Origin of the sequence: Phyllobacterium pellucidum, from assembly GCF_013327855.1 — a bacterium.
GTDB classification, from domain to species: Bacteria; Pseudomonadota; Alphaproteobacteria; order Rhizobiales; family Rhizobiaceae; genus Phyllobacterium; species Phyllobacterium pellucidum.
Map to the genome: position 1 here is coordinate 68839 of NZ_JABUMX010000005.1, position 20632 is coordinate 89470.

The following is a 20632-nucleotide window of genomic DNA, read 5'->3' on the forward strand; positions in this document are numbered from 1 at the left end:
ATCGCTGCCCAATGCTGCAGTGCCATCAGCTTTACCAGCGCGCGTAACATATGCCCTCGCACGCCGAATGGTGCGGTCGAAGGTAACCCCATTTCTGATGCCGCCAAAGGCCGCTCAAAACGCCGGTTTGGCGGCGTTATCGCCCGTTTCCGCTGCGTCGGTTCGCCCGTCCGCCTTGGTAGCCGGACCTATACGACCGTATGGCCCCCTCTGTCCCTGACCCCAATTGTCCGCAAGCAGGCCGCGAAATAACGTCAACCATGCCGTGCACAAGACGGCGGTCAGCAGGCGAAGAAACAGGAGAACCGATATGAACTTACAGACCTCACACCCCGCCGTTAAACCTGCGCCCGACGAGCTGGTCCCGTCGCGCTACGCGTTGAAGATCGGCGAGATTGACGTAATGGTTGTAAGCGATGGTGTACTGCCGTTGCCAGGCAAGATGTTGGGCCACAACGCCGATGCTGCCGACCGGGCGGCTTGGCTCAGCTACAATTTCCTGCCGACGGATAAGCTCGACTGGGGGCTGAACGTGGTCGTGGTGCGTAGTGGCGGCAAGACCATCCTCGTCGACGCCGGGCTGGGGGACGACCCCAACTTGAACTTGCCGCGGGCCGGGCAGCTGGCCCATCGGCTGCAGGCCGCCGGCATCGAGCTTGCGTCGGTGACCGACGTGATCCTGACACACATGCACATGGACCACATTGGCATGTTTCTTGTCGACGGGGTGAAGGAGCAGTTGCGTAAGGACCTGCGGATCCACGTGGCGGAAGCCGAAGTCAAGTTCTGGACACACCCGGATTTTTCCCACGTCTCCATGCCTGAGGGGTTTCCGGACGCGCTTCGTGCGGCGGCCAAGCGGTTCGCTGAAGAGTACAAGAGCAATCTGCAGACATTCAAGGAGGAGTACGAGGTTGCGCCCGGTGTGGTCGCCACCCGCACCGGCGGTCATACACCTGGGCACAGCGTGGTGCGCCTCGCGTCCGGCAACGACCGGTTGATGTTCGCCGGCGACGCCGTGTTCGCGGTGGGCTTCGAGCATCCCGACTGGTTCAACGGCTTCGAACACGACCCCGAAGAAGCGGCCCGCGTCCGCGTTCGTCTTTTGAAGGAGCTGGCAGCGACCGGCGAGCTGCTGGTAGCAACGCACCTGCCGTTCCCATCCATCGGCCATGTGGCGGTCGAAGGTGACGCCTTTCGCTGGGTGCCGATCTTCTGGGATTACTGACCGGACCGGGGCGTGAACCGCTACGTCGCGTGGTCCACGCCCTGGCTCAGTCTGCATTGCTACAGTCGTCCGTACCGACGTGCCCGCGTCACGGGCTGCTTTGAGCATGAGATCGATAATTGATGGCTTAGTGAAAGAATCGGCCAAGGACCACGGAGAACCCCATCCGCTCATTGGTCCCTGATGAATAAATTGGCGTGCCCGCGTGTTTAGTTTCAATCGCCTTGTTCGAGGAGGGCATTGAATGCCTGGAGCGGGATAGGCAGGACTGGAACATCGAAAACACAATGGAGCGAGCCGCTGACGACGACATTCGCCAAATCCGCTCCGCCAGCTGAAACGGCCGAATTATTCGGTAGAATGACGCTTGCCCGTCAGTTCATCCTCGCTGCGAGCGCCGTATTGATCGTAGGCATGGCCATCATTGCCTTCTGGGTCACCTCCCGCATCGAAGAGTCCGTTACCCGCAATGCGGCATCCGCCACCGCGCTCTATGTCGATAGCATCATCGCCCCCCTCACCCAGGAGCTGGCCGACTCCGACACTCTTGGTGAAGGTGCGCGCCTGGCATTGACGGAGACACTTGGACAGGGCGTGCTGGGCGACAAGATTGTGTCCTTCAAAGTGTGGAAGCCGGATGGGAGCGTAGTCTTCAGCAATCAAACTGAAATCGTAGGTCGCCGTTTTCCAATCAGCGATCGTTTGCAGGGAGCTTTCGCGGGTACGGTTCAGGCGGAGTTCGATAAACTCGACAGCGCTGAAAATGCGACGGAACGCGCCAAGGGAATTCCGCTCCTCGAAATCTACAGCCCTATCCGGCAGCCATGGTCCGGCCGAGTGATCGGCGTTGCGGAATTTTATGAGATCGCCACGGACCTGAAAGCCGATCTGAACCGCGCCCGCCTGCGCAGCTGGATTGTCGTCGGTCTGGTTACACTCGCCATGCTCGGGGTGCTTTTCGGGATCGTGGCGCGCGGCAGCCGGCTGATCACGCGGCAAGCCGAGATCTTGAGAGCCAGGTTCGACGAACTCAGTCGTCTGCTGAATTCAAATCGGGCGCTTCGATTGCGGGCCGAGCAGGCCGCGCACCGCACCGCGGCGCTCAATGAGCGATATCTCCGCCGCATCTCGGCCGATCTGCACGATGGTCCCGCCCAACTCATCGCTTTCGCCTGTCTGCGGCTCGAAACTGCAACAAAGGGATCGGTGATGGGCCCTGACCTCGAAACAGTCACGACTTCGCTCGAGGAAGCACTGCAGGAGGTCCGCAATATCTGTCATGGACTGATGCTGCCGGAACTCGATGATCTCGAAACACGGGAGATTTGCATGCGCGTGATCAAGGCGCATGAAAGCAGAACCAGAACGAGCGTTGAATTCACGTGCGGTGACAACCTCCCGGAATTGAACCAGGCCGAGAAGATAGGCCTCTACAGATTTGTCCAGGAAAGCCTCAACAATGCGTTTCGCCATGCGAACGGGATAGGCCAGAAGGTCACCGTCGTATCGTCAAATGACGGGCTAAGCGCGACAGTAGCCGATGGAGGCAAGGGCTTTGATCCAGTCAACGCAGACAAGGGCCTCGGATTGACCGGACTTGAGGAGCGATTTGCAGGTTTGGGTGGCACATTCGTCGTCAACTCATCGCCGGGGCACGGCACGATCGTTACAATGCATCTACCGGGAGGGCGGGACGCATGAGCACGGCAAGCATCAGGATTATCATCGTTGACGATCATCCATTCTTTCGCCAAGGCGTTGCAGTCAGTCTTTCCGAGAAGGGATTCACAGTCGTCGGCGAAGGCTCGAGTGCCGATGATGCCGTCCGCCTGGTCAACGAACTGCGACCCGACGTAGCCCTTCTCGACCTGTCGATGCCGGGCGGCGGACTGAGTGCGCTCCTCACCATTCTGGAAGCCAGCCCGGAGTTGAAGGTCGTCATCCTCACCGTCTCGGAGAGCGACGAGGATGTGTTGCAGGCACTACGGTGCGGGGCCCACGGCTATGTTCTGAAGGGCGTCCGGGCAGCAGGCCTCTGCGAAATCATCCAGAATGTCGTTGCCGGCGAACGCTATGTTTCACCGGCGCTCGCAGCGCGCATCCTTACGGAGATGCGCGGTTCAGGCGCTGCGGTAGCGCCGAGCCAGCCTGTCGCGGAAATTGCCGATGCCATTCACTCCCTGACGCCGCGCGAGGAACAAATCCTTACGCTCGTCTCCAACGGCAAAAGCAACAAGGAAGTCGCACGCGAAATCGGCTTGCAGGAAAAAACCATCAAACATCACATGACCAGCATCCTGCAGAAACTTCAGGTGCGCAATCGCACCGAAGCTGCCTTGTTGCTGCGCGAGGCGCGCTGGCAATCCTGAGAAGGCCTAACGGGAGCTGCTCTTGTCGATGCGGAGCGCATCGGCAGGGATCGCCTTCCTGTTGATGACCGAGCGGCCCTGTGGGTCGAAGATTTCATAACGGCCGTTACGGATGCGCTCGGTCCATCCTCCCTGATAGACGCGTTCCTGCCCTGCGGAACGGGAGGGTGCATGCGATTCGCTGTCACTTGAGTTTGCGCGTGAATTGTCTGAACCGGATCCTGAACTACTTGATCCTCGCGAACCGCCCGATCCGGAGCCTGAATTGCTCGAGCCGGAGCCGGAATTGTCCGAGCCCCCACCCGATCCGGAGTTCGACCCCGATCCTGAACTGCCGGAGCCGGAGCTACCGCTGCCCGATCCTCCGCTTGAGCCCGAACCGGAGCTTCCCGAAGACCCGGATCCCGACCCCTTGTCGCCCCAGGCATAACTGGTCGGGCCAATAACCCCCGACAACAGGGCAACGGCAAGCAAGGAGACGCGGATTACAGAGGCAGCTCTGTAATCTGTCGCGATGGAACGGATACCTGCCCGATTCAAAACTCACCTCATAAGACTCTGTCCGACCAGATTCTGTGCCGCCGCTTCGCACAGCGCGACGACACAGTGTTTCAGCAGCGTCGGTTCGCCACTGTCAGCAAATGCCTATTCCGGCCTCACCTGTAAGCATAACACGTTGATCGCTGACTTTCCTGCGTTGATGCAATCCACGATCGTCGTTCTGGTCGTGAATACCCCTGTGGATGCCATGATCGTCATTCTGATCGTGGACACCCCGGTGGATACCGTGATCATCGTTCTGATCGTGGACGCCTTGGTGGACACCGTGATCGTCCCCTGGCGCATCGTCAGCGCCGCGTCCGTGCCTGGCTTCACCGCGACCGCCGTGATCGTCGCCTGCGGGATCATCGGCCCCGCGACCATGATGGCCTCCGTCATCATTGCCCCGGTCTCCGTGATCATCGCCGCCGGCGTTGTCACCGCGGCCGCCGTGGTCATCGCCACCGCCATCGTGATCGCTGCCCCGGCCACTATTGTCCGAGCCACTGCGGGCCATCAGGATCATGTTGGTCGTGCCATATTTGGTCAGATGTGAATCGAACCGAGTGGAAGCGCTGGTACTGGCAGTCAGTCCGAGAAAGCTTAGTGCGATCACTCCGGCACCGGTCATAATGGATTGAGCGATTTTCATGGTCAATCTCCGTAAGGAGGCCGCGGCCCGCCTTGGCGGGAAGGGCCGGCGAGCCACGGTGGCCCGTCTTCTTCCGCAACTAAACCGCCGTCCATCAGGAAATTATACGTCCTACAGACCTATACGCGACCTGTTCGGACCTTAGTCCTACCAGACCGACCTGGCGCGCCAAGTCGAGGTTTCTTCATCCTCGAACAGTTTTCAACGAGCGCCGCCCCCGCGGCAGGATGACTGTTTTACGAAACGCGCAAATCTTGAAAAGAATAGTCTACCAACTTGGTAGACATTGTGGAAACCTTTCGTCGGGTCCTCGCCACTTTGGCTGATGGATAAATAGAGAGGGTAAAACCGTGCGCATCAAAACAGTTCTCGGAGCTTTCGGTCTGATTGCTTCGCTTATCGCCTCGGCGCATGCAGAGGATACGAAAAAAGTCGTCATCGCATATCAGACCGGCGCGGTTCCATATCTTGTCGGCATTGCCAATGGCGAACTTGCCAAGGGGACCGGATGGGATATCGAGTTCCGCCGCTTCAACTCCGGCGCCGATATTTTTGCGGCGATCGCATCGGGCGACGTCCAGATCGGCGACGTCGGTTCCAGCCCCTACGCGACGTCGGTCAGCAAGGACCTCGACGTCAAGGGAATATACATTACCGCGGGTGCTGGCGACAGCGAGGCCCTGGTCGTTCGGCCGGAGATCAAGTCGGCTGCCGATCTCAAGGGCAAAAAGTTTTCAGCAGCTCCGGTCTCCACCGACCACTATCAACTGCTGGCCTATTTGAAGCAGGAAGGCCTGACCGAAAACGACGCTCAGGTCATTGCGATGCCCCAGCCGCAGATCGTCGCCGCATGGAAGCGTGGAGACATAGACGGTGCGTTCGTCTGGGATCCGGCGCTTTCCGAGCTGAAAAAGGATGGCAAGGTCTTGATCACGTCTGGCGAAGTCTCCAAGCGCGGCGCGCCCGTTTTCAGCTCGCTCGTAGTAACCGGCGACTTCTCGAAGAAGAACCCTGACTTTCTCGCCAAATATGTCGGCCTCATCGACAAGTATTATGTCGATTTTGCCAACCACCCTGATGCCTGGGGCCCGGCGTCCGACAATATCAAGCTGATCGCCAAGCTTCAGGGCGGCACGCCGGAAGAAAACGCCGACTGGCTCAATACCACCGTGGTTGTTCCGCTGGATCAGCAGGTCACCGATGCATGGCTTGGCGGCGGGGACAAGGGGAGCGTCGCCAAGACGCTGAAGGACACGGCTGCATTCCTCAAGGAGCAGAAGAAGATAACGGCGGTCAAAGACGGCTACGGCGACTTCGTCGACCCGCAGTTTGCAGCGGCTGCACTCGCTTCCAACTGAAATCTTGCAACCGCCTGGCGGCCGCCCCTTGCCGGCCGCCATCCTCTTTGGAACTCGACAATGCTTTCAATCCGCAACGCCACCGTAAAGTTCGAAGCTGCCGACGGAACGGAAATCCACGCGCTCGATCGGGTTTCGTTCGACATTCCGCCGGACTCCATCGTTGTCGCACTCGGTGCGTCGGGATGTGGAAAGTCAACCCTGCTCAATGCCATTGCCGGCTTTCAATCGCTGACCGAGGGACAGATTCTTATCGATGGGCTCCCCGTCGACAAGCCCGGCGGGGATCGCGGTGTCGTCTTCCAGAAGGATACACTCCTGCCTTGGTCAAATGTCCTCGACAATGTCGCGCTTGGCTTGCGCTACCGCGGAGTGCCCAAGCTTGAAAGGTATCGTCAGGCGCGCGAACTCCTGCAACTAGTCGGCCTGTCGGATTTCGAGACCAAGCCCCCTTACGAACTCTCCGGTGGCATGCGTCAGCGGGTCGGCATAGCGCGTGCACTCGCCACCGACCCCAAGATACTGCTGATGGACGAGCCCTTCGGCGCGCTTGACAGCCTCACCAGGGAAAACATGCAACAGCTTCTGGCGACGGTCTGGGCCAAGACGCGAAAGCAGGTCTTCTTCATCACGCACTCGATCGAAGAAGCTCTGGCGCTCGGCACCCATATTCTGGTGATGTCCCCACGGCCGGGGCGTATCGTCGCTCGCTACGAGGCCGATTTTGTCCGGACGTTTGCAGCAACCGGTGACCTCGGACCCATCCTTTCCCACCCCCGGTTCGTGTCGCTGCGTGAAGAAATACGCTCGATCATCCATACGCCCGCCAGCCACAATGAGCGACACGCGGCCTGATAACTATACGCCGCGATTGCAGAGAGGAGCTCATGATGAGCGCAGTGATTGAACCCGCAGTGGCCATTTCGGAAGTCAAGAGACAACGGACGCAGCAGCCGCGTCGCATTAAAAAGACGCATGGAACCGCCGTGATCAGTTTTGCGACCCTGATCGGATTGCTGGCCTTGTGGATCATCGCAACGAAGTATCACTTCGCCTCAGCGTTATTCCTGCCCTCACCGTCAGATGTCGCGGTGCAGGCCGTCGCCGTCGCTTCGGAAGGCTATGCGAACGGAACCCTCCTCGATCACATCCTTGCCAGCCTTGGACGCATAGGCGTCGCCCTCGCTTTCGGGATCGGCCTCGGCATTCCAGTTGGCCTGCTTATGGGCCTCAACCGCTGGGCCAAGGGCATCCTCGGTGTTCCCATCGATATCTACTGGGGCCTTCCGCCGCTCGCTTACCTGCCGCTCATGATTATATGGCTCGGAATCGGTGAGGCGTCGAAGATTGTTCTGCTCAGTCTGGCGGCGTTCGCCCCAATTTGTTTCGCGGCTCAGGCGGGCGTCCGCTCGGTACCGCAGGAACGCATCAACGCTGCCCGATCGCTCGGCGCAACATCTTATCAGGTATTCACCTCGATCATTTTTCCTTCGGCGCTTCCGGAGATCTTCACCGGCGTGCGCATTGCAATCGGCGCAACTCTTTCCACGCTGGTGGCGGCGGAGCTGATCGCTGCGCAGTCCGGCGTCGGCTATATGATCATGTCGGCTGCCAACTTCCTTGCGACAGACGTCGTCTTTGTCGGGCTCATCGTCATCGCAATCTTCGCCTTCGCGTTCGCCACGGGGATGCGCTTTCTCGAAAATCGTATCGCGCCCTGGAAGGGCAAACTCTAATTTAAGGTTGGAAACCATGACTGCACCTGCTGGTCCACTGGACATATACTGGTATCTGCCGACCCACGGCGACGGCCCATATCTTGGTAGCGACGAACGTCATCGCCCGCCGACTTTCGGCTATATGCGCGACATCGCCCAGGCGGCGGACCGTTTGGGCTTCAAGGGCGTGCTCCTGCCAACGGGACCGTACTGCGAAGACGCCTGGATCACGTCAGCGGCGCTCGTGCCGCTGACGGAACGTCTTCGCTTTCTCGTTGCGCTTCGCCCCGGGAGCGGGACCCCTGCAATGTTCGCACGTCACGCTGCCGCGCTTGACCGGATCTCCAACGGACGGGCGCTGTTCAATGTCGTGACTGGAGCCGATCCCAAGGATCTCGCGGGCGACGGCAACAAACTCGGCCATGGTGAACGCTACGAACAGACCGACGAGTTTCTCACGATCTGGCGACGGATACTTTCTGGCGAAGCAGCAGATTTCGAAGGCAAATATCTTTCTTCCCACGGCCGCGGCCTCTCCTTCCCTCCAGTCCAGTCGCCGCATCCGCCAATTTGGTTCGGCGGCTCTTCAGACGCTGGCATCGACGTTGCCGCGCGGCATGCGGATGTCTATCTGAGCTGGGGAGAACCCGTACACCAGCTTGGAGAAAAGCTCAGCCGCGTACGGGCACGCGCTCTTTCCCAGGGCCGCAGGATTCGTTTCGGCCTGCGCATTCATCTGATCGTACGTGAGACCGAAGAAAAGGCCTGGGCTGCCGCGGACGACCTTATCAGCCGGATCACAGACGATCAGATCGCCGCAGCCCAGAACGAGTTCCTCAATGTTTCGCAATCCGTCGGACAAAAGCGGATGTCGGCGCTGCATGGCGGACGCCGTGACAAGCTGGTCGTCGGCCCCAACCTATGGGCTGGTCTTGGTCTGGTACGGGGCGGCGCCGGCACTGCGCTCGTCGGAAGCCCAGAGAATGTCGCTGCCCGCCTCAGGGAATACCAGGCAATCGGGATCGACACGATTATCGGTTCGGGATATCCGCATCTTGAAGAGGCGTTCAGTGTGGCGGAATTGCTTTTCCCCCAACTCGGGGTCACAGGCGAAAGCGCACACACTGTCGGCGCTGACAACCAGACCTTCGAAAGCGGTGTGAGACCCAAGCGCACGGCCTGAAATCATGAATGGTGTCGACGACCTTTGACGGAACCGATGCACGGGCCGGCAAAGGCGTCGCCTCGTTTATGCGGCTGTTGACAGCGCGGCAGCCGTCGATCAGCCTTAGCTAACGCCGATTGGGATTTAAACTCCAAGCCTTGCTCGGGTTGGTCGCGGGCGCGTTGCTGAGCTGGAGGAGTCGATGGCAAAACACAGGATCTATACGACGAGCTTCGCCAGCGTCTATCCTCACTATGTTGCCAAAGCCGAGAAAAAGGGACACACAAAGGCAGAGGTCGACCAGATCATCACTTGGTTGACTGGTTATGACGCGCCGGCATTACAAACTCAGCTTGAACAACAAACCGATTTTGAAACTTTCTTTGCCGAGGCCCCGCATCCCAATCCTTTGAGAACCTTGATCACGGGCGTGGTTTGCGGTGTCCGCGTGGAGAATATCGAGGAGCCAACCATGCGGGAAATCCGCTACCTCGATAAGCTCATTGACGAATTGGCTCGCGGAAAAGCCATGGATCGCATTTTTCGAGAGAATTAGTTCCGGACGATCGATCCTTTTCCGTGTTCGCTGATTGCCCATACCGGTGACGCCAAATGGCACAACCCAAGTTGGGTTTGGGCGGCCACGCCTCTGCATCGCAGTGGACTCCCTCAGCCGCCTTTCTGACAGATCAATAACCTTGCGGTGCCGCACCAACTGCGGCGGGAACGCGGGCGGCTTCACCACGGTGTATGCGAACACAAGAAGTTCATCGCACCATAAAATAGTAATCTGTTGACAGTCTTCAATTTGCTCCCTACCTTCCCTGCAGTGGCCAAAGGAGCGGCAACACGTTGCCGCCAACACTTGGGAGGTGTGATGGCATTTCTGGAACTCGACGGTTTGACGAAGAGCTATGGTAGTCTGACAGTCGTAAAAGGCGTGAATTTGTCAGTCGACCAAGGCAAGCTGGTTTGCCTGCTTGGCCCATCCGGCTGCGGCAAAACCACGACCTTGCGCCTTATCGCAGGATTTGCTCCAGCGAATGGCGGAGAAATACGCGTCGGCGGCAAGGTGGTCTCTTCTTCGCGCGGTACCGTCCCGCCCGAAGCCCGCAACATGTCTATGATCTTCCAGAGCTATGCGCTCTGGCCGCACATGACAGTCTTTGAAAACGTGGCTTACGGCTTGAAATTGCGCCGGATGCCGCAATCTCAAGTCACTGAGCTCGTCCGCACCATACTCACCGCCACTCAGCTTATTCAGCTTGCGGACCGCTATCCTGGCGAATTGTCCGGAGGGCAGCAGCAACGTGTGTCGTTGGCGCGGGCATTGGTGATCAAACCCGAAATACTGCTGCTCGACGAGCCCCTGTCCAATCTCGACGCCAATTTGCGCGAGGAGATGCGCTTCGAAATACGCAGGCTCCATGACGAATTCCGCTACACGACTGTCTACGTTACCCACGATCAGGCCGAAGCAATGACCACGGCAGACATTATCGTGGTGATGAATGACGGGCGCATAGAGCAGTCAGGGTCCCCCGAGGACATCTACGAGCGTCCCGCGACTGAATTTGTGGCGAGGTTTATCGGCGGGACCAATATCCTCAGCGGAACGCGGAACGACAAGGAAAGCGTCCTGTGTCAGTCCGGCCTTGTGCTGCGCTGTGGCAACGGGACGGCTGACGGCACCACAAAGACAGCGGTTTCGATCCGCCACCACGACATTGAACTCTCGACCAAGCCGAACGGTGCCAACACCAACACGACAATTGGCACGGTTACTCGGCAGATCTATCTCGGTTCGCACCGGGATTACCTCGTTTCCATCGCCGGTGGAGAAATGGTGCGCACCGTCGCGCCAGTCAACGTCGCGATCCCGGTCGGCCAGGAGGTATGGCTGCATTTCCCGCCAGAGAAATGCCGGGCGCTCGCGCAATAAGGGAGGAACTACGCATGTGGAAGAAAGCGCTGTCTGCCGCGCTGTTCGCTTCGGGGCTCGCGGTATCGTCCGCGGCCTTTGCCGAGGCGCCAGCCCCCTATCAGATTACGCCAGAACTGGAGGCTGCCGCCAAAGCCGAGGGCAAGGTCGTGTTCTATACGGCCACCGACGTTGCGGTCGCCGAGAAATTAGCTGAGCAATTCAAGACCAAATACCCGGGCATCGATGTCCAGGTGGAACGCGCCGGATCGGAACGAGTCTTCCAGCGTATCGGCCAAGAATATTCGACCGGCATCTACAATGCCGACGTGATCGAAACATCCGACGCTGTGCATTTCGAATATTTCAAACGCCAGGGCTGGCTCACCCCCATGGTGCCGCAGGAAGTCGCGGATAAATGGCCGGCGGACGAACGTGACCCCGATGGCAATTTTGCCGCCTATCGCGCGCATCTTTCCGTCCTTGCATACCGCTCCGACCTTATGAAAGAGGAAGAGGCGCCGAAAACGTGGGAAGACCTGCTCGACCCGCGCTTCAAGGACAAGATGGTGAAGGCGCATCCGGGCTATAGCGGCACCGTGATGACCTCAACCTTCGTACTCAGCCAGCTTCTCGGCTGGGAATATTTCGAGAAGCTTGGCAAGCAGAACATCATGCAGGTCCAGTCCTCGACCGAGCCGCCGAAGAAGCTTGCGCAGGGCGAACGTGCTCTCGAGGTGGATGGCAATGAATACAACGTCTTTCGTTTGATCGATGAAGGCAAGCCGATCAAGATCATCTATCCGGACGAGGGCACGCCGCTGGCGGTCGGAAATGCGGCCGTTCTCAAGCAGGCACCGCATCCCAATGCTGCCAAGCTGTTCTATGCCTATCTGTTCTCGCTCGATGCGCAGCAGCTCAACAGCGATTTCGGCGGCTTGAGATCCTTCCATCCCGATGTGAAGGAAAAGGAGGGGCGCACCCCGCTATCCAAGATCAAGATCCTTCATTCTGATCCGGCAAAACTCGAGCCTGAGATCCAGACTATCAAATCCAACTACGAAAAGTATTTCGGGACATAATTGATCATGACCAGTATCGCTCAGGTTCAGGGTCGGCGCAGCGGCATCGACCTTTCATGGCCAACTTTCGCTCTGTTATCCCTCATCCTGAGCGTTCTGGTACTCCTGCCACTGTTCTGGCTCGCCTTCTACAGCTTTCGTAGCGATACGGGTGGAGGGGCGACGCTCGACAATTTCATCGCACTCGTCGCCGATCCGACCTTGCTTCGGGCATATGGGCTGGCGATTGCCATGGCGCTCGGCGTGGGACTGCTGTCCTGCGTCGTTGCCACGCCAATGGCCTGGCTGGTGGCAAGAACGGATCTGCCCGGCCGGCGCATCATCCGCATGCTGGTGACTGCATCGTTCGTTACACCGCCATTTCTCGGCGCCATCGCCTATGAGATTCTTGCCGCGCCCAATAGCGGGCTTGTGAACATCATCTACCGGAGTGTGTTTCGCCTCGATTCATCCCAGTATCTGGTGAACATCTACACGTTCGGCGGCCTGATCTTCGCCATTGCCTGCTTCACGTTTCCATACGTCTTTACCCTTGTTGCCAACGCGCTCGACAAGGTCCCGTCGGATCTCGAGGATGCGTCCTCGATCCTTGGTGGCAAATCCATGACCACATTGCGCAAGGTGACGATTCCACTGGTATTGCCGGCAATGCTCGCGGGGACATTGATCGCCATCCTGCAGGCCCTGACCATGTTCGGCTCGCCGGCCATCCTGGCGCTTCCCGCAGGATTTCACGTGATCACTACGAAGATCTGGAGCCTGTTTCAGTTTCCGCCCCGTCTCGGTCTCGCAGCTGCGGCGGCATTGCCGCTGCTGATCATCACCATCATTCTTTTGCGCGCGCAGAAGTCGATTCTCGGCCGGAAGGGATACACCGTTCTCGGCGGCAAGAGCGGAACCCCGCGGGTAACGGAACTCGGGCGCTGGAAATGGGCCGCCATTTTATTCGTGTTCTCGATCCTCAGCCTGACGATCCTCCTGCCCTACCTTGCCATCCTCAAAACGGCCTTTACGGGCACGGTGGGCGACCCGATCAATCTTTCAACGCTGACCCTTAGTCACTGGAGATTCGTGCTGTTCGAGTTTTCGGCGACGCAGCTTGCTCTGCGCAACACGTTCCTTCTTGGCTTCCTAACGGCGACGGCAGTGACCGCTATTGCTCTGATCGTGTCGTACCTCGTTACGCGCCGTTCAGTGCCGGGTTCCCGCTTCCTGGGTGTCCTTGCGACGGCGCCGGTGGCGATCCCGGGGATCGTGCTGGGCGTCGGCCTGTTCCTTAGCTATGCCAACCCGACATTCCAGCTTTATGGGACCATCTGGATCCTGTTGATCGCCTTCATGACCATCGAATTGCCCGCAGGATACCAGCAGATGTCATCTGCCTTTTCGGGAGTTCACCCGGAGCTCGAGGAAGCGGGGCGCATCATGGGCGCTTCACGGTTGCGCACCCTGTGGGACATCACGGCACCGTTGCTGCGTACGAGCGTGGTGGCTGCCTGGTGTTTCGTTTTCGTCGGCACCATTCGCGAACTCTCGGCAACGATTTTGCTGACCACTGCCAATACCAAGCTGGTTTCGGTCATCATCTACGATCTCAACGAGAGCGGTGATCTCGGAGCGATCTGCGTTCTCGGCATTATCCTGCTCGCCGCCTCCTTCGCCGTCGTTTTCGTGGCCAACCGGGTGCCGGTGCTCGGGGGATCGCAAATGAATGCGCGGGGTTAAGGCGTATCGTGTGCTAAAATCGCGGTGGACCCCGCCATCGAGCAGGGTCGCCAACCTAAGCATTTGCTGCTAAACGAAAGCTTGGGAGCAAAACTCGAAAGGACTGAGTTTGGACCCGTTTCATAGACCCGTCACGATGGCTTGCTCATGACCGACACAACGAACGCACCACAGAATTTGTCCGCGATCGATTTTCTCCGCACCCGCTCGCTTGCAAATGTGGTCCAGGCCGAGATCGAGCGTATGATCATCGACGGCGAACTCAAGCCCAACGAACGGGTCAACGAAAATGGCCTCTCCCAACGCCTGGGCGTAAGCCGGGGGCCAATCCGCGAAGCTTGCAGCGCGCTCGCGGCGATGGGACTCATCGAAATCATCCCCAATCGGGGGTTCTTCATTCGCGCGCTGACCAATGACGAAGCGCAGGACCTTTCGGAGGCGCGCGCCGGGGTTTTCGGATGCATGGCGATGATCCTTGCCGAGCGCATAACCGACGCCCAGATCGGGATTCTGAGAGCGCTCCTTGCCCGGATGGACGAGATTGTCAAACTTGGCGACGTTCACGTCTACTATCCGGTCAACCTCGAATTTCACAAGCAGATCACCCACATGGCCGGCAATAACCGGCTGGAGCTTATTTATCAGAGCTTTGTGCGCGAATTGCACATTCAGCGGTACCGTGCGCTATCGAGCCACGATGTGCTGCATATTTCAAACGAGGAGCATCGCGCCATTGTCGATGCGCTCGAAGCACGCGACCCGATACGCAGCCTGATTGCGGCGCGTACGCATATTCTGAACGGCATCGTCCGCACCCGCCGCGCCGGCCAGCCGACAGGGACCTAAGGACCGCGTTTCTCAAAAATCCCTTCCCAGACCGCACGTTTGGTCAAGTGAACGCTTGCTTAGCTTTTGTCCGATTTCTCAAGCTTCCTGCCAACATAAAACTGTTGACAATTAACAATCTCACCAGCATGGTCAAAACTCGAATTGCCGCAAGGCAGCGCCAAAAGAGGATTGAGCATGAACCAGAATAATCAGGCAGATGCCGAACTGACGAAGTACGTTGCCAATTTTGTTGTCGAGACGAAGTTTGACGACCTTTCGAGCGAAGTTATCGAGCTCGGCAAGAAATCGATACTTGATGGTTTCGGCCTGGCCCTCTCCGGTTCAGTCGCGAGGAGCGGCGAATTGGTTCGCCAGCACCTGGATGACCTTGGCCTCGCCGATGGCGCGGCAACGGTGATCGGTGGCGGCCGGAAGGTCGCACCTCGCTTTGCGGCCTTCGCCAATGGCGTCGGCATCCATGCCGACGACTATGACGACACGCAACTCGCCGTGGCTAAGGATCGTGTCTACGGTCTGTTGACGCATCCCACCGCACCGGCATTGCCGGCGGCACTCGCGGTAGCCGAACTCGTCAATGGCACGGGCAAGGATTTGATGCTCGCCTATCACCTCGGCGTGGAAGTCGAATGCAAGATCGCAGAGGCAATTGCTCCCCGGCACTATCAGACGGGGTTTCACGCCACTGCGACCTGCGGAACCTTTGCGGCGGCGGCGGCAAGCGCGCGGCTTATGGGCTTCGACGTGCCGACCACGCAACGCGCCCTGTCGATCGCGGGGAGCCAGTCCGCCGGACTGCGCGAGAATTTCGGAACCATGACCAAGCCCTTCCACGCGGGCCGTTCCTCCGAAAGCGGCGTCGCGGCGGCGCAGTTTGCGTCCTATGGCTGGACGGCCGCTGCGCGTATTCTCGAGGCGCCCCGGGGGTTCTTCTCAGCTGCCGGCGGCGGATACGACCAGAATGCGATCCTTAACAAGCTCGGTGCCCCGTGGACATTCGCGAGCCCCGGCATCTCTATCAAGCCGCACCCTTCAGGCTCGCTCACCCATCCCGGAATGACCGAGATGCTACGGCTGATCAAGGAGCATGACATCCGGGCCGAAGATGTGGAACGCGTTCGTATCGGCACGAATTCCAACATGCCGAACGCCCTTATCCACCACAGGCCGAAGGATGAATTGCAGGCAAAATTCTCGATGGAATTCTGCATGGCAATCCTCTTGCTCGACGGTCGTGCGGGTCTTAACGAGTTCACAGATGCAGCCGTCGAACGCGACGACGTCAAGGCAATGATCGAGAAGGTCGACTTCGTCATCGATGACGAAGCCGAGGCAGCGGGCTACCATCTGATGACGACATTGATCGACATCCATCTCAAGGACGGACGCAAAATTTCCGGACGCGCGGATTTCGGCAAGGGCAGCCCTGCTTTCCCCATGAGCTACGATGAAGTCGCCTATAAATTCCGCGAGAATGCCGAATTTGCCGGCATGGCACGGGCAAGGGCAGACGAGATCGTTGAACTGGTCCGCGGCCTGGAACGGCTGGCGTCATTGGACGATCTGACATCGCGCCTGATTTCGGTCGGCTGACAAACGGCCCGGAATGCCCGATTCAGGAACCCTTTGGCGTGGGCAAGGTCCAAAACTCTTCGACCGCGCTCCCGCCCGGGTCGCTCTGGCGCTGCTTATCGGCGTATTGGGGGCAATCGCTGCCAGGATGGTTGCGATGCCCCTGCCCTATCTTCTCGGTCCGCTGCTGACGTGCGCTGGCGCGTCCATACTCAGCGCGCCGATCTCGCCCGTACCCTATGGCCGCGAACTTGGACAGGTTGCTGTGGGACTTGCCATCGGCTTGCGGTTCATCCCTACGGTCGTCATCGCCATCATCGCCATGCTGCCATTCATGCTGGCGGCAACGATCCTGATGATCATCGCGACCATGATTGCCGCGTTCATGATCAGCAAACTCGCCGCGCTCGACCTTAGGACCTCGTTCTTTGCCACCGCGGCTGCGGGCTTGGCCGAGATGGCCGTGGTTGCCCATCAGAAGGGCGCCGACAGCGACACGGTGGCGGTCGTCCACCTTATTCGCGTGACATCGATCGTAACGGTCGTGCCGTTCCTCGTCACCATTTTCGGGGAAGATGGCGGCATCACCACGGTGCCAATACCGTTCCGGGCCGAGGCAATGCCACTTGTTGCGCTCTACATCCTGGCTGCCGTTGCGGGGTATTTGGCGAGCCCCTGGAAGATCCCCAATACCTGGCTGCTGGTTCCTGCGCTCGTCGGCGGACTCGTGGCGGGCTTCGGGTTCGGCCCCTTTGCCGTCCCTTCGACTGTCCTTGTCATCGCGCAAGTCGTCATCGGAATCTGGCTGGGCTGCCGCTTTCGCCGTTCCTTGCTTGGGCGCTTGTCCAGGGTGACGTTCTCTGCATTTGCAACTACGGCATTTCTGCTTGCGGTCGCCATGGGCCTGGCCTGGCTGCTTTCGGCGGCAACGGGCCTTTCCTTTGTCACCAGTCTCCTCGCTGTTGCCCCCGCGGGCGTAACCGAAATGGTGCTGACGGCAACGGCAATGCACCTCGACACGACAACCGTGACAGCATTCCAGATCACACGAATAGCGGTCGTCATGACCACGATCCTCATCAGCTTTCGAATATTTGAACACCTTGCGCGTCGCTTCGGCGCCGCATCTGAATGAAAGGACTGCACAGATGACTGCCCATCTCGTAATCGGGATACTGAACGGCGATGATATTGGCCATGAAATCGTCCCGGCAGCGGTCGAAGTCACCCGCGCCGCCGCGGCGAGGACCGGCCTCGAGATCGACTGGCGTCCGATGCCAATCGGACGCAGCGCGCTGGATACGCACGGCTCGACCTTTCCCGAAGGCACCATGGAGACCCTCGCCAAGATGGACGGCTTCATTCTGGGTCCGATCGGACACCAGGCCTATCCGAAGGTTCCGGGGGCGATCAATCCGCATCCGATCATGCGCAAGGGGTTCAATCTGTTTGCCAATGTCCGGCCTACAAAATCCTTTCCAGGGCTGGGCGCCATTCACGAGGGCATCGACCTTGTAATCGTGCGGGAAAACAATGAAGGTTTCCAGCCGGACCGCAATGTGGTGGCAGGTTCCGGCGAATTCCGGCCGACCGAAGATGTCACCATCTCGGTCCGGGTCATCACGCGTGTCGGTTCAGCACGGGTGGCCCGCGCGGCATTGGAGATTGCGCAGCAGCGCAAGAAGCGCCTGACGCTCGTTCACAAGAACACCGTGTTCAAACTTGGCTGCGGTATGTTCGTCGAGGAATGCCATCGGGTGGCCAAGGAATTTCCGGACGTCACAGTCGACGAGGTCATCGTCGACACGATGGCAATGCGTCTTATTCGCGATCCGCAAAGCTTTGATGTAATCGTCACGACAAACATGTTCGGTGACATCCTGACGGATGAAGCGGCCGGTCTCGTCGGCGGTCTCGGCATGGCGCCCGGCCTTTGCATTGGCGAAGGCAATCTGGCCATGGCGCAGGCCACTCACGGGTCAGCGCCCGACATTGCCGGAAAGGGTATTGCCAATCCCTTTGCGATGATCGAATCCGCCCGCATGATGATCGAATGGCTCGGGCACAATCGCGGGATAGCGAAGGCTGTCGAGGCGGCATCGATCATGGAGCGGGCAATCGCCGTTGCGTTGGCTAATCCCGCCACCCGCACGCGCGATATCCGGGGAACTGCCGATACCGCCGGCATGACTCGAGGCATACTGGCGGCAATCGGTTAAGGGCCGCCCGCCCTCACCGCTCACGTAAGGTGGGCGGGAGGGCGGCGATGCTCAGGCGGCAAAAGGCAGCGGCTCTTCCCCGATAAAGAATTTGCCGAACGCATCATAGACAATGTCCGGCCGTTGCTCGGCGGGATAATGCCCGGTCGGGATTGCCCAGCCGCGCAAATCAGGAGCCCATGGTTTCCAGGCTTCAAGCGGTTTAAAGTGTCGCCCGCAATGGCTGTTTGAGCCCCACAGCACCAGGACAGGACAATCGATCGTCTTCTTGCCGAAATCGGCGGTATCCATTGCAAGGTCAACGCTGACCGTGGCCCGGTAATCCTCACATACAGCATGTATCTGTTCAGGCGTGGTGCAGCGCTTGTACTCGGCCATTGCTTCGGGGGAGAATATTTCGAGGCCCACACCCTTCTTGTTGAGTTTGTAATCGATATAATAAGCGAGATCGGCCGTGAGCAGCTTTTCGGGAAATGGCGCCTTCTGCGCCATGAAAAACCAATGATAGGCCTCGATACCCCACCCCAGCGTCACATTTGTCAGCGCATGATGGGTTGGCACGATATCGAGAGCCGCCAGGCGCTCGATACGATCGGGATAGTCCAAGCCCATTCGAAAAGCGACACGCGCTCCGCGGTCGTGACCGGCCACCTGAAACCTGTCGAACCCCAGCTTCGACATGATTTCCGCATTATCCTCGCCCATTGCCCTGAACGAATAGCCAGAGTGGTCCTCACCCCCATCCGGTTTCGAGCTGTCGCCGTAGCCGCGCAGGTCGGGAGCCACAACGGTAAACCGCCTGGCAAGTGCCGGTGCTATCCTGTGCCAGCTCACATGTGTCAGCGGATTGCCGTGCAGGAGCAGTAGCGGCGGACCCTCACCGCCAATCGCGACGTTGATTTCGGCGCCGGCCGTTGGGATGCGCTCATAGCGAAAGCCGTGCATGAGCTTTCCCTTTTCTTCAGCGAATGGCGGCATTGCGGATATCGGTTCGATCGGCGCCATAATATGTCTCCTTGCTTTGGTCCAGACGAGCATATGCTTTCAGGTACAGGAACTCATGCCCTTTTTGGTAAATTGTCAACAGTTTGTAATTGACAATCTTGCGAATATTCGGCATCGGAGTATCTTGGGAGCGCAGCAGCGGGAGTTATTTTCATGAGGACACATCAGATAGCGGCCATTCCTGGGGACGGAATTGGCAAGGAAGTGGTCGCCGCCGGCCTGCGCGTTCTCGATGCAAGTGCCCGCCGCGACGGCAACTTTCAGGCTGCGATCACAGAGTTTCCGTGGGGATCGGACTTCTACAAACAACATGGTCATCTCATGCCTGATGACGGCATCGAGCACCTGAAGAGATTCGACGCTATTTATTTCGGGGCTGTCGGTGCCCCCGACGTGCCGGATCACCTGACCCTATGGGGTCTGCGTCTCGCCATATGCCAGCCGTTCGACCAATATGCCAACGTCCGCCCGACGAGGATCCTGCCGGGGATCGAAAGTCCGCTGCGTGGCGTAACAGCCAAGGACCTCGACTGGGTCATCGTCCGTGAAAACTCGGAAGGCGAATATGCCGGCCAGGGCGGTCGCTCGCATCGGGGGCTGCCGGAAGAAATCGCTACGGAAGTCTCGATCTTCACCCGCGTCGGCGTTACCCGCATCATGCGCTTTGCTTTCGAACTCGCGCAGTCGCGGCCGCGAAAGCTGCTCACCGTCGTCACCAAATCCAATGCACAGCGACACGGCATGGTATTGTGGGATGAAATCGCCAAGGACGTTGCAGCTGAATTTCCCGACGTGACCTGGGACAAGATGCTCGTCGATGCAATGACGGTGCGCATGACGCTCAATCCTGCCTCTCTCGATACGATCGTCGCGACCAATCTTCATGCCGATATTCTTTCCGATCTCGCCGCAGCCCTTGCCGGATCGATCGGCATTGCACCCACAGCAAACCTTAATCCGGAACGGCAATACCCCTCGATGTTCGAGCCGATCCATGGTTCGGCGTTCGATATCACCGGCAAGGGGATCGCCAATCCGGTTGGAACCTTCTGGTCAGCCGTGATGATGCTCGAACACCTTGGCGAAACGGCAGCAGCTGCACGCCTGATGCGCGCAATCGAACGCGTGACCGCCGACCCGTCATTGCACACACCGGACCTGCGCGGCAGCGCGACCACGGACATGGTCACCGAAGCGGTCTGCGCTGCCATCCTTGGCGACAACGAATAAGG

19 protein-coding genes are annotated in these 20632 nt (G+C 59.0%); 18 read left to right on the plus strand and 1 reads right to left on the minus strand.

The window, feature by feature from the left end; all coding sequences use genetic code 11:
• Positions 1-310 precede the first annotated feature (310 nt).
• The 17 genes from HQ945_RS18715 to HQ945_RS18795 all read left to right on the plus strand — a co-directional run bounded on the left by HQ945_RS18715 (position 311) and on the right by HQ945_RS18795 (position 18395).
• Positions 311-1228: an MBL fold metallo-hydrolase gene (locus tag HQ945_RS18715; RefSeq protein WP_174208395.1), complete on the plus strand. Its 918-nt coding sequence runs from the start codon at positions 311-313 to the stop codon at positions 1226-1228.
• Between the two features lie 360 nt (positions 1229-1588).
• Positions 1589-2929 (plus strand): sensor histidine kinase, encoded by a 1341-nt coding sequence (locus HQ945_RS18720; RefSeq protein WP_091924198.1) that lies wholly within the window; start codon positions 1589-1591, stop codon positions 2927-2929.
• The gene (locus HQ945_RS18725; protein WP_091924201.1) at positions 2926-3597 is read left to right on the plus strand and encodes a response regulator; all 672 of its coding nucleotides are present in this window, start codon (positions 2926-2928) and stop codon (positions 3595-3597) included. The genes HQ945_RS18720 and HQ945_RS18725 overlap by 4 nt, the downstream gene beginning before the upstream one ends.
• 286 nt (positions 3598-3883) lie before the next feature.
• Complete coding sequence (locus HQ945_RS18730) at positions 3884-4027, plus strand: hypothetical protein (RefSeq protein ID WP_174208396.1); 144 nt, start codon at positions 3884-3886, stop codon at positions 4025-4027.
• A 246-nt stretch (positions 4028-4273) separates the two neighbouring features.
• On the plus strand, positions 4274-4693 hold the full coding sequence (locus HQ945_RS18735) for a hypothetical protein (protein ID WP_162737209.1): 420 nt from the start codon (positions 4274-4276) through the stop codon (positions 4691-4693).
• Between the two features lie 446 nt (positions 4694-5139).
• A complete protein-coding gene (locus HQ945_RS18740) occupies positions 5140-6147 on the plus strand; it encodes a glycine betaine ABC transporter substrate-binding protein (RefSeq protein WP_174208397.1) in 1008 nt (335 codons plus the stop codon).
• A 60-nt stretch (positions 6148-6207) separates the two neighbouring features.
• On the plus strand, positions 6208-7002 hold the full coding sequence (locus tag HQ945_RS18745) for a taurine ABC transporter ATP-binding protein (RefSeq protein WP_091924211.1): 795 nt from the start codon (positions 6208-6210) through the stop codon (positions 7000-7002).
• A gap of 35 nt (positions 7003-7037) precedes the next feature.
• Complete coding sequence (locus tag HQ945_RS18750) at positions 7038-7883, plus strand: ABC transporter permease subunit (protein ID WP_091924214.1); 846 nt, start codon at positions 7038-7040, stop codon at positions 7881-7883.
• Between the two features lie 16 nt (positions 7884-7899).
• Entirely contained in the window at positions 7900-9048 is a 1149-nt protein-coding gene (ssuD, locus tag HQ945_RS18755) for an FMNH2-dependent alkanesulfonate monooxygenase (RefSeq protein WP_091924217.1), read from the plus strand.
• A 184-nt stretch (positions 9049-9232) separates the two neighbouring features.
• Positions 9233-9586: a DUF2200 domain-containing protein gene (locus tag HQ945_RS18760; RefSeq protein WP_174208398.1), complete on the plus strand. Its 354-nt coding sequence runs from the start codon at positions 9233-9235 to the stop codon at positions 9584-9586.
• A gap of 321 nt (positions 9587-9907) precedes the next feature.
• Positions 9908-10972 carry an ABC transporter ATP-binding protein gene (locus HQ945_RS18765; RefSeq protein ID WP_027232721.1) on the plus strand — a complete coding sequence of 355 codons (1065 nt, stop codon included), beginning with the start codon at positions 9908-9910 and terminating at the stop codon, positions 10970-10972.
• 14 nt (positions 10973-10986) lie between these two features.
• Positions 10987-12033, plus strand: coding sequence for an ABC transporter substrate-binding protein (locus HQ945_RS18770; RefSeq protein ID WP_027232720.1), 1047 nt, complete (start codon positions 10987-10989; stop codon positions 12031-12033).
• Positions 12034-12039: 6 nt separating this feature from the next.
• The gene (locus HQ945_RS18775; protein WP_051615237.1) at positions 12040-13758 is read left to right on the plus strand and encodes an ABC transporter permease; all 1719 of its coding nucleotides are present in this window, start codon (positions 12040-12042) and stop codon (positions 13756-13758) included.
• A 147-nt stretch (positions 13759-13905) separates the two neighbouring features.
• Positions 13906-14604 carry an FCD domain-containing protein gene (locus HQ945_RS18780; RefSeq protein WP_091951425.1) on the plus strand — a complete coding sequence of 233 codons (699 nt, stop codon included), beginning with the start codon at positions 13906-13908 and terminating at the stop codon, positions 14602-14604.
• Positions 14605-14781: 177 nt separating this feature from the next.
• Entirely contained in the window at positions 14782-16197 is a 1416-nt protein-coding gene (locus tag HQ945_RS18785; RefSeq protein WP_174208399.1) for an MmgE/PrpD family protein, read from the plus strand.
• 13 nt (positions 16198-16210) lie between these two features.
• Positions 16211-17311, plus strand: a complete 1101-nt coding sequence (locus HQ945_RS18790; RefSeq protein WP_113281021.1) for an AbrB family transcriptional regulator — start codon at positions 16211-16213, stop codon at positions 17309-17311.
• Positions 17312-17324: 13 nt separating this feature from the next.
• Complete coding sequence (locus HQ945_RS18795) at positions 17325-18395, plus strand: isocitrate/isopropylmalate dehydrogenase family protein (RefSeq protein ID WP_113281020.1); 1071 nt, start codon at positions 17325-17327, stop codon at positions 18393-18395.
• Positions 18396-18446: 51 nt separating this feature from the next.
• On the opposite strand, the gene HQ945_RS18800 is transcribed toward HQ945_RS18795, so the two are convergent.
• Positions 18447-19400 (minus strand): alpha/beta fold hydrolase, encoded by a 954-nt coding sequence (locus tag HQ945_RS18800; RefSeq protein ID WP_244532969.1) that lies wholly within the window; start codon positions 19398-19400, stop codon positions 18447-18449.
• Positions 19401-19553: 153 nt separating this feature from the next.
• Between HQ945_RS18800 and HQ945_RS18805 the strand changes: the two genes are divergently transcribed.
• Positions 19554-20630, plus strand: a complete 1077-nt coding sequence (locus tag HQ945_RS18805; protein WP_091924231.1) for a tartrate dehydrogenase — start codon at positions 19554-19556, stop codon at positions 20628-20630.
• The last annotated feature ends 2 nt before the right edge of the window (positions 20631-20632 follow it).